14 protein-coding genes are annotated in these 15064 nt (G+C 42.6%); 11 read left to right on the plus strand and 3 right to left on the minus strand.

Going from position 1 to position 15064, the window contains the following annotated elements; all coding sequences use genetic code 11:
- Positions 1-8 precede the first annotated feature (8 nt).
- Positions 9-1982, minus strand: coding sequence for a hypothetical protein (locus HOP08_05910; protein ID NOT74445.1), 1974 nt, complete (start codon positions 1980-1982; stop codon positions 9-11).
- 166 nt (positions 1983-2148) lie between these two features.
- On the opposite strand from HOP08_05910, the gene HOP08_05915 reads away from it, so the two are divergent.
- Genes HOP08_05915 through HOP08_05925 form a run of 3 tightly spaced genes read left to right on the plus strand, consistent with a single transcriptional unit; the run spans position 2149 to position 4418 of the window.
- Positions 2149-2691 carry a sigma-70 family RNA polymerase sigma factor gene (locus tag HOP08_05915; protein ID NOT74446.1) on the plus strand — a complete coding sequence of 181 codons (543 nt, stop codon included), beginning with the start codon at positions 2149-2151 and terminating at the stop codon, positions 2689-2691.
- Positions 2681-3340: a hypothetical protein gene (locus HOP08_05920; protein ID NOT74447.1), complete on the plus strand. Its 660-nt coding sequence runs from the start codon at positions 2681-2683 to the stop codon at positions 3338-3340. The genes HOP08_05915 and HOP08_05920 overlap by 11 nt, the downstream gene beginning before the upstream one ends.
- Positions 3341-3356: 16 nt before the next feature.
- A complete protein-coding gene (locus HOP08_05925) occupies positions 3357-4418 on the plus strand; it encodes a hypothetical protein (GenBank protein NOT74448.1) in 1062 nt (353 codons plus the stop codon).
- A gap of 40 nt (positions 4419-4458) precedes the next feature.
- On the opposite strand, the gene ssb is transcribed toward HOP08_05925, so the two are convergent.
- Positions 4459-4800, minus strand: coding sequence for a single-stranded DNA-binding protein (gene ssb, locus HOP08_05930; GenBank protein ID NOT74449.1), 342 nt, complete (start codon positions 4798-4800; stop codon positions 4459-4461).
- A 183-nt stretch (positions 4801-4983) separates the two neighbouring features.
- Here ssb and HOP08_05935 point away from each other — a divergent pair, with 183 nt between their 5' ends.
- The 8 genes from HOP08_05935 (at position 4984) to HOP08_05970 (ending at position 13689) form a co-directional block, all read left to right on the plus strand.
- On the plus strand, positions 4984-5346 hold the full coding sequence (locus tag HOP08_05935; protein NOT74450.1) for a hypothetical protein: 363 nt from the start codon (positions 4984-4986) through the stop codon (positions 5344-5346).
- A gap of 215 nt (positions 5347-5561) precedes the next feature.
- Positions 5562-6341 carry an ABC transporter ATP-binding protein gene (locus HOP08_05940; protein ID NOT74451.1) on the plus strand — a complete coding sequence of 260 codons (780 nt, stop codon included), beginning with the start codon at positions 5562-5564 and terminating at the stop codon, positions 6339-6341.
- Positions 6338-8002 carry a hypothetical protein gene (locus HOP08_05945; GenBank protein NOT74452.1) on the plus strand — a complete coding sequence of 555 codons (1665 nt, stop codon included), beginning with the start codon at positions 6338-6340 and terminating at the stop codon, positions 8000-8002. Before HOP08_05940 ends, HOP08_05945 begins: the two co-directional genes overlap by 4 nt.
- 35 nt (positions 8003-8037) lie before the next feature.
- A complete protein-coding gene (locus HOP08_05950) occupies positions 8038-8784 on the plus strand; it encodes an SDR family oxidoreductase (GenBank protein NOT74453.1) in 747 nt (248 codons plus the stop codon).
- Positions 8785-8825: 41 nt separating this feature from the next.
- Positions 8826-11381, plus strand: coding sequence for a peptidase M1 (locus tag HOP08_05955; GenBank protein NOT74454.1), 2556 nt, complete (start codon positions 8826-8828; stop codon positions 11379-11381).
- Between the two features lie 209 nt (positions 11382-11590).
- Entirely contained in the window at positions 11591-11914 is a 324-nt protein-coding gene (locus HOP08_05960) for a hypothetical protein (GenBank protein ID NOT74455.1), read from the plus strand.
- Positions 11915-11993: 79 nt separating this feature from the next.
- Complete coding sequence (locus tag HOP08_05965; GenBank protein ID NOT74456.1) at positions 11994-12542, plus strand: DUF2911 domain-containing protein; 549 nt, start codon at positions 11994-11996, stop codon at positions 12540-12542.
- A gap of 115 nt (positions 12543-12657) precedes the next feature.
- A complete protein-coding gene (locus HOP08_05970; protein NOT74457.1) occupies positions 12658-13689 on the plus strand; it encodes an amidohydrolase family protein in 1032 nt (343 codons plus the stop codon).
- On the opposite strand, the gene HOP08_05975 is transcribed toward HOP08_05970, so the two are convergent.
- Positions 13664-15043 (minus strand): hypothetical protein, encoded by a 1380-nt coding sequence (locus tag HOP08_05975; GenBank protein ID NOT74458.1) that lies wholly within the window; start codon positions 15041-15043, stop codon positions 13664-13666. The genes HOP08_05970 and HOP08_05975 overlap by 26 nt on opposite strands.
- Positions 15044-15064 lie beyond the last annotated feature (21 nt).

Consider the following 15064-nt stretch of genomic DNA (forward strand, 5'->3'; position numbering starts at 1 on the left):
ATCAGGGGTTATTTTAGAAAACGAATGAGCAGTACTTCTGCCAAAAGGAAGAAAAGTGCCAGAATCAGCGCCAGTTTCCACAAAGCAGTGCCCAAATATCTCTCTTTTATTTCGTTGCTGAAAGAACTGGTGCCTGCCGAATCAAATAAAGAAATGTTTTTTCCTCCTCCCAGCATTGATTTTACTTCTTCACCATTCCATTGCTCCAGCAATGATTCCTTTTTGTCAAGGTTAAAGGCAACCAGCCCCAGGGTATCCTGATCTGCTTTGGCAAAATAGAAGCCCGGATCGATTGAGAATTTAGGAATCTCCAACGCGATCTGATCACCATTCTTTCTTTGTGTTGGCACGATTTCCTGTTTGCCCATCAGCTTTACTGGTGATTCACCTGTCAGGCTATCCGCTTTCAGTGTGATCGTATTTTCGGAAAGCATGTAATATGGTTTCTGACTTACCTGATGTCCGGAAGCAGCAATGCGATACATCACAGGAACAAACAAGCCATGACTTTGGAAATCGGAGAATTCAGGATCCAGGGGAGATGCCAGCAGGAAAATATTTTTAACTCTGGACAGGAAAGGCTTTCCATCTTTAAACTTCAGCAAGGAAGAACGATCATTGCCCCATTCCAATACAGGCTTTGCTGCTGGCATTCCCATGGCAGGAGTTCTCTCTTCAAAAACATTTTCAAAGAACGGATCCTGGAATTCAGGCTTGTCCAGTTCTGTTAATTCTTTTGATTCGCTTTTTACAAGATTCAATCCGTTGATCAATGAACGATAGGTCGTAAGATCACTTTTTGCAGAAGGAATAATAAGGAGAGTGCCGGCACCCATCTGATGTTCACGCACAGCACTGATCAACGATCCGTCAGGCTGATCTATATTATTCAGGATAACGAGATCAGCCTGTGAGAGTACGGCCAGATCAACATTGCCTGGTTCAAAAGACCGGTAGTGAAACAATGCAGTGTTGCCAAAGACTTTCTCTATGAATGAATTATTCTTTCTTACCTCCACCACTTTTATCTTATCTGAGAAATTCAGCGTCAGGTAGAATTCATTGTCAAAGCTTACAGGAAAATCCGTGAAGCTGATGACGGCTTTGTTCCAGCCCTTCAGTCCCTGGGTGAGATCAAACTTTGCAATCGCAGAGGCATTGGCTTCAAGATTTACGGAAGCGGTGCCCGATTGAATATCATTCACGGTAAGTTTCAACACCAGTCCTTCGCGAACTTTTGTTCCGATATTTCTCAAGCGGATATTCAATGCATTGCGCTGACCACCTACCACGAATGGATCTTCGAGATAGGCGGAGTCTACCAAAACGTTGGCGGCATCTTCCAAAGCAATAGGAACAAGTCGTAAGGATTGCAGGCTATCAATGGAAGAAGCGTTAACATTTCCCAGTGTTGACTTCTGAAAATCCGATAGCCAGAAAATATCCTGACGCTGGGTTCCAATGCGTTGACTGATCTCATTGAATGAGCGTGATACAGGAGACAATCTTATCTGTGCCAGCAGATCCAGTATCTCTGTTTTAGTCTTGTATGAATTTGAGAATGGAGCAAAGTCGTTGGTCAAAAGCTTGTACCGGGTATCCGGAGAAAACAAGGACACCACTTCCTGACTGAATCGCAGGCTTGCATCCAGTGCGCGGGTCTTCTCTCCTACTAAAGACAACATGCTGTAGGAGTTGTCTATATATAATGTCACTTCACGGCCGGCAGTGATCTGCTCTTTGGCGGGAAGGAAAGGCTGGGCAAAAGCTATGACGAGGAAGAAAAGAAATAACAAGCGCGAAGCGAGGATGAGGTATTGCTTGAGCTTCCGCTTATGGGTTGTTTCCTGACGTACCTGGCGGAGAAATCTGGTGTTTGAAAAGAATACGCGGGTGGTCTTTCTGAAATTAAAAAGATGAATGATGATTGGGATCGACAGCGCAGCAAGGGCCCACAGAAACTGAGGAAAAGCAAAATTCATTGGCGACAAAGCTAATATAAAAAGGGGCTGACGAACCAGCCAAGTCTATGAACGGCAGACTAATTATTTTGATTTCCGACAACTTTTTAAGGCATTTTTCAATCGATCAGGCAACGGAGCTCACCCATTTTGCATTTTAACAGCATAACACGGTAAATAAGAACGTTTGCAGGAAATTGACCTCGTAAGAAAGTGCCAGCAAGGCGACAAAAAAGCTCAGGAGGCACTCTTCACTCTCTACGGGAATTATATGTTCCGGATCTGCTTCCGGTACATCAAAAGTCAGGCAGACAGTGAGGACGTCATGATCAGCGGCTTCACAAAGATCTACCAGCATGTTTCAACCTTTCGCTATGAAGGCGCCGGCAGCCTGAATGGATGGATGAAGAGGATTATGATCAATGAATCACTGATGTGGTTGCGGCGCAGACATAATTTTCATCTGACAGAAACATTGGATGAAACAACACCTGAACCATCCATGGATCAGTTCAGTCAGCTGGAAGCAGAAGACATCTATCGTTTTATAACCGAATTACCAACAGGCTATCGTACGGTTTTCAACTTGTCGGTAGTGGAAGGTTACAGTCACCAGGAGATCGCGGAGTCTTTGAAGATCACAGAAAGCACATCACGATCTCAATTATTCAAAGCAAAGGCATTGTTGAAAAAACTATTAACACAGGAGGGGTTTCATTATGGAACATGAATTCGAAAAGATCATCCGGCAGAAAGTGAATGAAGCAGATCAGAATCCGGGAAGCTGGGATCAGGAGATGGTGTGGTCAAAGATTTCAGGTAAGTCGCGCCGGAAACCGTTCGTGATCTATTATGCTGCTGCTTCCGTTGTGCTGGGACTTTGTCTTGTCTTTTTCGGAAGTGAACTGACGAAGCAGAAGCAGCTAGATCTTGAGCTGAAGAATATTGAATTGGCTATTGAGCAGACAAAGGCAATTCAATCAAAGAACCAGGTGTTGATGGCGGATATGACAAATTGTATTGAGTCAGTAGTTCAACAGAAAGCAGCAGAGCCGATTGTTGAAAGACCAAAGAATTCAGTTGTGAGAAAGTCCATCATCAAACAGGCAGAACCGGAAAAGCAGGAAGAGAAAAAGATCGACTCAACGGAAGTGCTGGTTGCTGAAAAACAAAAGGAAGAAATTCCAGTTGAGGTGATCACTAAAACCGACGTGGTTGCGACGCATCATGGAGTACAGCCCATCATTGGCGGTGGTGATTTTACAACGGATGCCCATCAGGATAAGAAGATAAAGATCCGGTTGTTCAGAACGGAAGAGGATTTTGAACCTGCGCCGATAAAGCCAGAACCGATTGCAATCCTTTCAAGGAAAAATTAAACGCTAAAAAACATTTATGAAATATATTATTCTATTAATGATTTGTGCTGCTGGTTATTCAGTGGTCGGTCAAAGCCGGATCAATTATTACCCGGATTCTGTCCGGATAGAATTGCCGGAACAAAAGACGGTGATTGTGATCGAGATGAGGGAGATGAAGAATTCCCCGACGTTCATTCAGGATTTTCCAACATTCCTGAAAGAGATAACTGAATATGTCAGGAAAAGCAATCCGGAGAATTTTGCTGAGACCGGTCCTTATCATATTGAAGTGAGGATGGTTCCTGCCGGAGAAAAAGAGATACTGAGTGTTGGTACGTCGCATACCTATAAGCCAGTGGGAGAAAAGATGATGATCACGGTGAATAAAATAGAGCAGCCAAAGACAAAGATCACGGTGAAAGAAAAAGAGATCATTGAGCTGCTTCCGCCGGGATGGGAATTAACGATCTCAGCAAAGGAATATAAAGTAGGAATTTACTCCGACAGCTTTCAATCAATGGCAAGCGTTGGTGGTCTTGACTTCAGGGAGCTTTCAGATAAGATCGTTACGGAAGCTGACTTCAAACATCTTGGAAAGCGCAGCATCCGGTCCAGAGCGATCTTTAAAGACAACAAGCTTGATCAAAGCAGTTTTGCAAAGAAATATCCGGGAGATAAAGTATTCCTCACGTTAGGTGCCGGCATCGGACTTTATAATAATATGCTTTATCCCCAGCTTTCACCATCTGTGGGTCTTATATTCAATGACAGGTTTACCCGGCCAAGGATCAAGATATCCTTAATGGCAGACTATCTGTTCTTTGCTCAAAAGCAAACGGAAGGGTATCAGATCAATGTTAACAGGTTTTTGTCAACCAGCGTGGAATTCAATTTCAATCCAAAAGGAGTTTCCTGGACTGGATTGGGAGTAGGATTTCTTGACCGCAATAACGGAGATATTTTTCAGGGCAATACGATGAAGTTCTTTATCTCACATCAGCTTGAACAAAAGAGGTTTACGATTGTGCCTGAGTTTTATCTGACGGATGACTTTAAGAAGTTCACCTTCGGAACGTCTTTGAGGTATACGTTTTAATAATAGTAACCCACGGTGTTGGCCGTGGGTTATTATACTTTTATGCCGGTGTTTTGGATCCGAGCATCAGGAAATCATTAGCACTGATCTCGGTGAAATACTTCTTCTCTCCCTTTGTAGAATCATATGCACGATGAACGAGCTTTCCCTCGATGCATACCTCGTTACCTTTCTTGAGATACTTACCTGCTGCTTCGGCGAGCTTGCCCCAGATCACCACATTGTGCCATTGGGTATCTTCCACCTTCTCTCCTTTGAGATTTTTGTAGACATCCGTGGTGGCAATTGAGAAAGTAGCCTTCTTTGATTTTTCAAAGACCTTCACTTCCGGGTCCTTGCCCAGGCGGCCAATGAGATGAACTGAGTTGCGTAAACTTTTCATAATAGTTTGTTTTTAGTTGAACATGCAACGAAGGTGACCAAAGCATAAAAAGACTGTCGTATGTTAACCGTTTATTTTCGTTTGTAGACGATTGCAAACGCATAGAATGAAACTTATAAAATGATCAGGTTTTCATTCACCAAAATCATTACCTGATTCTGCACGACTTACTATCTTCAACTCATGCCGGAGAAAAAATGTCTTGAATGCGGCATAGCATTTAAGGGTCGGGCGGATAAAAAATTCTGCTCGGATCAGTGCCGTAGTGCCCATCATAATGTACTTAATAGCGATGTGACGAGTTACGTCCGGAATGTTAACAATGCATTGCGCAGGAACAGGCGTATCCTTGATTCATTGAATCCCGGGGGGAAGATCAAGGTTACGGCCGCGCGTTTGAAAGAGGAAGGTTTTGACTTCCGCTATCACACCTCCACCTATAAGACCCGTGATGGCGTGATCTATTACTATTGTTACGAGCAAGGGTATCTTCCCATTGAGAAAAACTATTACCTGCTCGTTTTAAAACAGGATTTGTTTCAATGAAAAATTCAATCAAAAGCTGTTGGTTAGCGCAGCTTGCTGCATCCGTGTAAATATTTCCGAATCAAAAGTGCTTTATTTCTTATCCCTCTATCCGCTATGCCATATAGCCTTAGTGCTATAGGGTGTTCCTGCATTTTTTCCAAAGCAAACAAAGGGAATCACATAAATTAAAAGAAGGATTTTAAATAAGTCAAAACGAAGCTTACCTTCGAAACATGACTCCTTCTATTGTAATCTCCACCACCAACCTCTCCAAGACGTACGACTCTCCCGTTTTGAAGAATATTAATCTTTCCATTCAATCCGGGGAGATCATCGGATACATCGGACCCAACGGCGCAGGCAAAAGCACAACGATTAAAATACTCGCCGGGCTCATTCCCGAATTCGATGGAGAGGCAAGTGTATTGGGATTTGACGTTCGAAAGGAGCCCATTGAAATAAAAAGAAGAATCGGATACATCCCTGAGAATGCTTCCCTGTATGAAGCGCTCTCACCCATCGAGTACCTCGATTTCGTGGGACAGCTCTATGGATTGGAGACGGAACTGATCAACCGAAAATCAAAAGAGCTGCTGCATGTATTCGGCCTGAGCAATTTTGAAGAGTCACGCATGACCACCTTTTCCAAAGGAATGCGTCAGAAGGTATTGCTCATCGCAGGGATGATCCATAACCCCACTATTCTCTTTTTAGATGAACCATTATCAGGCCTGGATGCCAATGCCGTCATACTTGTAAAAGAGATCATCAGTCAGCTGAAGAAAGGTGGCAAGACGATCTTCTACAGTTCGCACATCATGGATGTTGTTGAAAAGATCTCTGACCGGATCATGATCATCAACAAAGGTGAGATGATCGCCAACGGCACGTACTCGGAACTAAATTCACAAATGAATCAGGGGTCGCTTGAGAAGCTCTTTACAGAATTGACCGGCAATCATGAACATGAGTCGGCCGCAGGTGAGTTTATCAACATACTGGAAAGCAAATGAACGGGTTCATACTTTGGATGCTAGACCGGTTTGCTTTCGCATATCGTCTTCTTAAAATTGATTACACTCAGCTTCGTGCGATCATTGCCATCAAGATTAAGCTCGACGGCAGGAGACAGACCATTCGGATGACCAAGAACAAACAGGAAAGAAATAATGCTTTTCTGTTTTCGTTGATCATGTATTTTCTGTTTGGGATAATGATCGCCATGGCCATCGCTGCAATGCCATTCATCGTGGGGATGATCATCTTCTTCTCTTACATCATGATGATGATCATCATTACTCTGATTACTGATTTCTCAACCGTTCTGCTGGATACGAGCGATAATACCATCATCCTTCCCCGGCCCGTCGATAGCCGGACATTTTATGCGGCACGATTCACTCACATTTTCTTATACCTGGGTCAGCTCACTCTGGCGCTTTCCTTTTTCTCATTTGTTGCCGTTGCGCTGAAGTACAGCTTTGCGCTTGTTATACCGTTTTTCATTGCTACCGTCTTCTCCGTTTTAATTGCCGTGTTTCTTACCAATGCGATCTATCTCATGATCATGCGGTTTGCCAATGAAGAAAAGCTCAAGACGATCATCAACTATTTTCAGATCGTCATGGCGGTCGTCTTTATGGGAGGATACCAGATCGGCGCAAGAATGATCTCGAACGCGAACCTGAATTATGAAAATGCAAGTTTTGACATCCACTGGTGGACCTACCTGATTCCATCTCTCTGGATGTCGTCAGCGATGGAAACGTTACACACCGGCATGCTGGATATTCCACGCGTCGCTCTTTTTTTACTGGCAGTGCTCTTTCCCTTTGCATCCATTTATATCACCAACACCTGGCTGACACCTTTCTTTAACAGGAAGATCGTCGCGATGGGGAACAGCCAACCCGTTGCAAAAGTTGAAGACGAAAGAAAATCAAAGAAGAACTTCTGGGATACCATTGGCAGCATGATAAGCACTAGTACACGTGAGCAGGGAGCTTTTTCACTTACGCAGAAGATGCTGAGTCGCGACAACAAGATCAAGCTAAAGATCTATCCTGCCTTTGGATACATTTTCGTTTTCGCGTTTATCTTCATTTTTAACGGAAAGCAAAGCCTGCACAGTTTATGGGTCAATCTTCCCAACACATCTTATCACATCCTGCTGATCTATCTTCCCTTCATGATCGTTCAAACGGCATTCAATGAAATACCGTTCACCGATGAATTTAAATCAAGCTGGATCTACTACTCCTCTCCTATTGAAAGGCCGGGAGAGATACTGCTTGGAATGATAAAGGCAATTTTTGTAAAACTCTTCATTCCAATTTTTGTCGTCGTCACAGTTCCTGTGCTGATTATCTGGGGGCCGGGAGCAATCGATGATCTTGCTTTTGGATTGATCAATAATTTTCTGATCCTTCTGCTGATGGTCACATTCAGCACACACCGTCTACCACTTTCCATGGCACCCAACATGCGTGCACAGTCCGGCAACTTTGTAAAAAGTATCCTCATGTTGCTCGCCACCAGTATTCCCGGTATTGGACATTACTTTTTAAGTAAAGTTCCATGGACTTTTCTGGTGGCAATCCCTATGCAGATCGGCCTCATTTACTTTCTTTACCAGGAATACAAAAACACACCCTGGACTGCTGTAAAATACTAGGGAGCGAATAATTTTATTCCTTACATTCAAATCCTATGTGGAATCTCAATGGTAAAAAAGCCCTTGTTACGGGTGGCACCAAAGGCATTGGTCTGGCAATCGCTCAGGAATTTCTTGACCTGGGGGCAGAAGTACTTGTTATCGCACGCGACACCTCCAATATTGAAAACAAGCTTCGCGGAAGCGCACGCCTCTTCAGACTGGATGGTGATCTTACGGACGGAGAATTCAGAAAACAGATTCTTGATAAAGTAAAAGAGAACTGGGGCACGCTGGACATACTTGTTAATAATGTCGGCACCAACATCCGCAAGAAGTTTGTCGAATACACTGAAGATGAATACAGAAAGATATTCGAGATCAATCTATTCAGCATGACTGCCTTAACACAGGGAGCTTTTGAATTGCTGAAGTCGTCGGGAAATGCAAGCGTCATCAACATTGCTTCTGTTGCCGCAACCTTCGACCTGCAATCAGGAACTCCTTATGGAATGACCAAGGCGGCGATGGTACAGATGTCCCGTCACCTTGCTGCTGAATGGGCACCGTTCAATATTCGTGTCAACTCAGTATCACCGTGGTATATAGAAACCCCTTTGTCTAAAGCAGTTTTATCGCAACCAGACAGGCTGGAGAAAATTGTAGCCCGCACTCCGATGGCAAGGGTTGGTCAACCACAGGAAGTTGCGGGCATCGTCAGCTTCCTCGCCATGGATAAGGCTAGTTACATCACGGGACAAAACATAATGGTAGACGGCGGGATGTCTGTGAAAGGACTTTAGAATTAGTTAACCTGAAATAATTACTGATGAAAATGGGATCCATGAAAATATCTTCAATCATTTTCTGTGTACTGCTGCTGGTCAACTGTTCGCCTAAAAAAGAGATCATCCCTGGCACTTCCCTTGAGCTTGCCATTGAAAGGAAGAATACGATCAGCAATCTTCAGTATGCATTATTTTTTGATATTCCTGAGAATCAAAAAGACAGCATACCTGCAACGGTTACCATACGCTTTGATTTAAACAAACTATCTGATGTTCTTCAGCTTGACTTTAACGCATCACCTGAAAATATTAAGAAAATAAGAGTCAATGATCAGGATATAAAGATCAATATTGAAAACGAGCATATCCTCATCGATAAGAAATTCCTGAAAGACAATGCGAATGCTATCAATATTGATTTTATCGCAGGTGAGAAGGCCCTCAACAGAAATCCGGATTACTTATACACCTTATTCGTTCCAAGTCGTGCAGCTTCATGCTTCCCGGTATTTGATCAGCCTGATTTAAAAGCCATCTATCATCTTGAGCTAAGTATTCCGATGACATGGCATGCACTCTCCAACGGCAGTGTCCTTTCTATCGATTCATCCACAAATAAAAAACGATACAGTTTTAGCAATACACTCGCTACGAGCACCTATCAGTTTGCCTTTACTGCAGGCAAATTCTTCAGGGCATATGATCCCGAAGCCAACATGACCATCTATTATCGTGAAACTGATACGGCTAAAGTTTCCCGCAATCTGCCCCAGATCTTCGAGATGCATCGTGAAGCAATTGCATGGCTGAAAGATTACACGGGCATTGATTATCCCTATGAGAAATTCGATTTTGCTTTGATGCCAGCGTTTCAATTTGGGGGCATGGAACATCCGGGAAGTATTTTTTACCGTGAGAGAAGTTTATTTCTGGAACCTTCTGCTTCCATCAATGAGCAATTGGGAAGAGCGAGTCTCATAGCGCATGAAACAGCACACATGTGGTTCGGCAATCTCGTCACCATGAAGTGGTTCAATGATGTCTGGCTTAAGGAAGTGTTTGCCAATTTCATGGCTGCTAAAATTGTTAACCCTGCCTTTTATCAGATCGATCATGAGCTTCGTTTTCTCATGGCACATTATCCTGCAGCTTATGCGATTGACAGAAGTCAGGGGTCGCATCCTATTCAGCAGCCTTTGGATAATCTCAAAAATGCCGGCAGTGTGTATGGAGCAATCATCTATCAAAAGGCACCTATCATGATGCGGAATCTTGAATCGCTGATGGGTGAAGAAGATTTTAAGAAAGGACTTCAGGAATATTTAAAAACCTATTCCTATCAGAATGCAACGTGGGACGATCTTGTTAACGTTTTAAAAAAACATACCAGCAAAGATCTTGAAGTGTGGAATAAGGCATGGATAAAAACGAAAGGCATGCCCGAAATAACCTACGCATTATCATCATACAATAAAACTGTTGAAATGAAAGTGGTGAATGATTCATCAGGAATTACCTGGCCGCAGTTCTTTAACGTCGAATACAAAGACAGTAAGATCAGATTTGTAAAAGAAGTAGAAATAAAGCGCGATAGTATTACGCGGATTGCCAATGCCGATGGAGATGACTTCACTGTTATCCCCAACTATCTTGGAAGAGGTTACGGCTACTTTCGTGCACCCGAGAAAGACATTCAATATATGTTGTCTTATGTTGAGACACTGAAAGATCCTGAAGCAAGAGCAGGGATATGGATGAATGTCTGGGAATATGTTCTGAACGGGGAACTTGATCCAAAGCTGACCCTTCAGAAATTGCTGATCGCATTGAAGAGCGAAAGAGATCCCCTTCTCCTGGATTATCTGACGGATAAGATCGGCGTTATCTTTTGGCAGCTTCTTACTTCTCCTCAAAGGGAAATGATCAATCACACTCTGGACGAAACGCTTTTTGAGCAGATCGCAATTGAAAAAGATAACTCCCTGAAGAGAATCTTTTTCAACTGCTACAGGAATGTGGCTACCTCTCCGGAAGCTGTTGCCAATCTCAAAAAATTATGGAAAGATGAGATCACGCTTGGCCTTGAACTATCGGAACGCGACCACATTCTTCTTGCCTATGAGCTGGCGGTTCGTGAGGAAAAAGATCATCAGGCAATACTCACCGAGCAACTGGAGAAGATCTCAAATCCCGATCGTAAGAAAGAAATGGAATTTATCATGCCATCACTATCGGCAGATGCTTCTGTTCGTGATAATTTTTTTGAAAGTCTGAAGCACAAAGAGAATCGCACACACGAACCATGGGTACTGGAAGCTCAACGATATCTCAACCATCCTTTAAGAGGAAATTATTCTGTAAAGTATGTTGCACCAAGCCTGGAGCTACTGGAAGAGATGCAGCAAACCGGAGATATCTTTTTTCCAAAAGGATGGCTTGATGCTACATTGGGGGAATATCAGACTAAGGAAGCGGCTCAAAGTGTAAGAGATTATCTGATGCGTCATAAAGACCTTCGGCAGGATCTTAAAAACAAGCTGCTGCAATCAACGGATATGCTGTTTCGTGCTGAGAGCATTCTCAAAAAAAATCAGGTTGATACCCCGCGGTAACCCATTTATTGAAAATATTTATTCATTGAGGTTATCACAACCTATTCCGTTTCTATGCGTAATACTATGGAACGCATCTATCTGATTAATTGTTGATAGGTATATCTGTTCCTCCTGAAAAATTAAAAGAGAACAATCAATGGCCATTCACCGGGAGAACAGAATTTTTAATATGAACAGAGGAGAGAGGCCATTAGATTATTGTGAAAATGAGTTGGAAAACAATTTATATTGTAGGGAAGTCAGATTTTAGAGAAGAAGTCAAGAAGAAACTAGAACATTCAAGCCAGCGCGTCATGCCTGGATTTATCGATAGCAGTTCCATTGAGACAATACACGATTTATACTGGCTGGACGGAAGAACAGATTTACGTTCTTTCAAACATGCCATTGGCGGTAAGCTGATCTGGAAACATCGCTTACGTTTCTATCACACATTGGAAGAATTTCTTAACGCTCAGCAGGCAAAAAAGGAAACTGAATTCTCTGCCCGCGAACGGGAAATGATTGCTCAAATGCAGCAGGTTGCCTGATAGTTGGAGATTGTGTTAGCCCTTGGGATCGGGAAAATTATTACCTTGGTATTCCTGACCCAATCTAACTTAACCAACTATGAAAAAAATCATCCTCATCAGTCTATCCGTTATACTGGCCCTCATTATCGGGGTGGTCCTTTACGGAGTTCTTGTCGTATCCAAGAAAAGTCCAATCAAGACAACTGAATTCAGCAGCAATGGACTTGACCTCAAAGTGGTCTATTGCCAGCCTTATAAAAAAGGTCGTGTGATCTTCGGTGAAGAATCCCAAGGTGCGTTACAGCCTTATGGAAAATACTGGAGACTTGGTGCAAACGCTGCTACTGAAATAACATTCAGCAAGAATGTAAATTTTGGAGGCAAACCTATTAACGCAGGAACATATCGTATGTATGCAGTCCCAGGCAGTTCTGCATTTGTTATTGCACTTAATAGTGAATTAGGAGTTTACTTCGGTGTGAACGAACCAGACTATTCAAAAGACGTACTCAAAATTGATGTACCGGTGGAGACAGCTCCTGAGACAGAGCAACTGACAATCAATTTCGCCAACGATTCTACCGGTGTGATGATGAATGTTCTCTGGGATACAACGAAGTTAAGCGTACCGATCACCGCTCAATAATTTCATTGTGGCTGGTTTTTCCAAAAAGAAGTGGATACTTTTTCCACTGGGTATACTTGTATTCCTTGTTGCTACCTACTGGCTCATTGGAAAAATTCAGTACCGCAATAATGTAATGGATGTTGAGGATTATGAACCGATCTCAACATTGGTTGTTCCTCAGCATCCATTGACTCATTCCAAATTTCCATTCATTGATGTTCACAATCATCAATGGATCATGCCCGTTCAGAATCTTGACAAGCTTGTTGTAGAGATGGATTCTCTCAACATGGGTGTGATGGTCAACCTAAGCGGCTTCCGTGGAAAGATCCTGGAATGGTCGCTTGATAACGTTCACAAGAATTATCCCAATCGATTCATCGTCTTCATGAATATCAACTTTGAAGACCTTGATGACAAAGGCTGGCCAAACGATCAGCTTCAAATGATGGAGGATGCTGTAAAGCTCGGTGCACGTGGATTGAAAGTTTACAAAGGACTTGGCTTAACAGATAAAGACAACAACGGAAACAGAATTGCCATTGATGATCCACGGCTGGATCCGATCTGGGCAAAGTGCGGAGCGTTGGGTATTCCAGTCTTAATCCATTCTGGAGAACCATCATCTTTCTGGAAACCCAAAGACAAATACAATGAACGGTGGCTTGAACTTAAGCAGGAACCTGATCGCTATCGGTCTGCTGATAAATTCCCTCCGTTTGAAACCATCATGGCCGAGCAGCACAACGTGTTCCGCAGGCATCCTGAAACAAAATTTATCGATGCTCACCTCGGATGGTTTGGTAACGATCTTGACCGGCTTGGAAAGTTATTTGACGAGATGCCTAATGTCTACACGGAACTTGGGGCCGTCCTTGCGGAATTAGGTCGTCAGCCAAAATCTGCAAGAAAATTTATGATCCGGTATCAGAACAGAGTTCTGTTTGGAAAGGATACTTACAAGAAGGAAGAATACTATACTTATTTCAGGGTTCTTGAAAGCGGTGACGAGTACTTTGATTACTATCGCAAGCGCCACGCGCACTGGAAAATGTATGGATTAGAATTGCCTGACTCCGTTTTGAAGAAGGTGTATTATGAGAATGCGCTCAATGTGATTCCCGGTGTCAGGGAGATTTTCAATACAGGCACACCAATCCCTTAGCACGCATATTCTCCGCTACCCGATTTACATCCTCCGTGTTCTCCCAGGGGTTTCCTATCAAACCAAGGATCTGAAGTTTAGATAGACCATCAAGCTGCGACGGGAAATTATACATGTAGTTTCTTGAGACATCCAGATTCTCCAGTTCAGATAATTCAAAAATAGAGGGAGGCAAGGCAGTGAGGTAATTATTATTAACTCTCAATACCCGCAATTCCCTTAAGCTTTTCAGGGATTGAGGCAGACTAGCCAGTTTATTATCATGAGCATATAATTCTTTTAAGTTTGAAAGCTTTCCGATTGACTCAGGTAATTCTGTGAGTTGGTTGTTGGACAAGTATAATACTTTAAGGCTGGAAAGCTTTGATATCTGAGAATCAATTTTGGTAAGGGAGTTGTAATAAAGATCAATGATCTGAAGATTCTTTAATTTGAAAATACCAGTTGGGATATGATCCAATTGATTCTGGTAAAGTCCAATAGATTCAAGTCGTGTAAGTTCCCCCACTGCAGGATGCATCTCAGTTATCTTATTATAATTTAGCCCAAGCTTCTTCAGGTTAGGAAATTTGCTGATACCCGCTGATACAGAAGTGATCTTATTCTTTTGAAGATTAAGATCCTGAAGAGATGAATTTCCCTTTTTAATATCCTGAAGAGTGAGGTTATTTTCAATCAGATTCAACTTCACCAGGTTTTTATTTCTGGAGATGTTGGGAAAGGCAGTCATTCCAATATTTCTTGAAAGCTCCAATGAATCAAGGGAAGCAAAGTTCTTATAACTCTTTGGTAAACTTTTTGCCTCTACACCCTGAATGACCAATCGATGGATGTTTGGGTTTTTGCCAAGCTTCAACTTTCGTGATAACTTGTTATTATACAGATAAACGGATTGCAGTTGCTTAAGCCTGCTTAAATCGGGGGGCAAACGTTTCACGGAAGTATTAATCAATTCCAGTGCCTTGAGGTTTGAGCAGGAATAGATTTCCCGGGGGATTGTTGTAACTCCAGACTGCATAATGCTTAGCTGTATAACCTCATCTGGTTTGACTTTTCCGTTTTTTAAGTCATCTAAAGAAGTAAATCCTTTTCGCGGTTTATAAGCAATGCGGTATCCAATGATCTTATCCCGGAATCCCCGCTCGACACGGATAAGGCTATCAAACTTTTTTGTTGACTTTTCATACTCGGTATTTACCTGACGATCAATAAATATTTTATTGATCGCTTCCACAACCAATGAATATTCAGCAGAGTCTCTCCTATTGGCAAAAACCGGAACAGATTGCTGTCCAAAAATCCCTGTGCTCGTGAGTGCAAACAGAACTATAGCAGAGATTTTCACGAAATGCATGTTGAAAGAGTTTACAATTTG

The sequence above is a fragment of the Cyclobacteriaceae bacterium genome (assembly GCA_013141055.1).
Lineage (GTDB): Bacteria > Bacteroidota > Bacteroidia > Cytophagales > Cyclobacteriaceae > ELB16-189.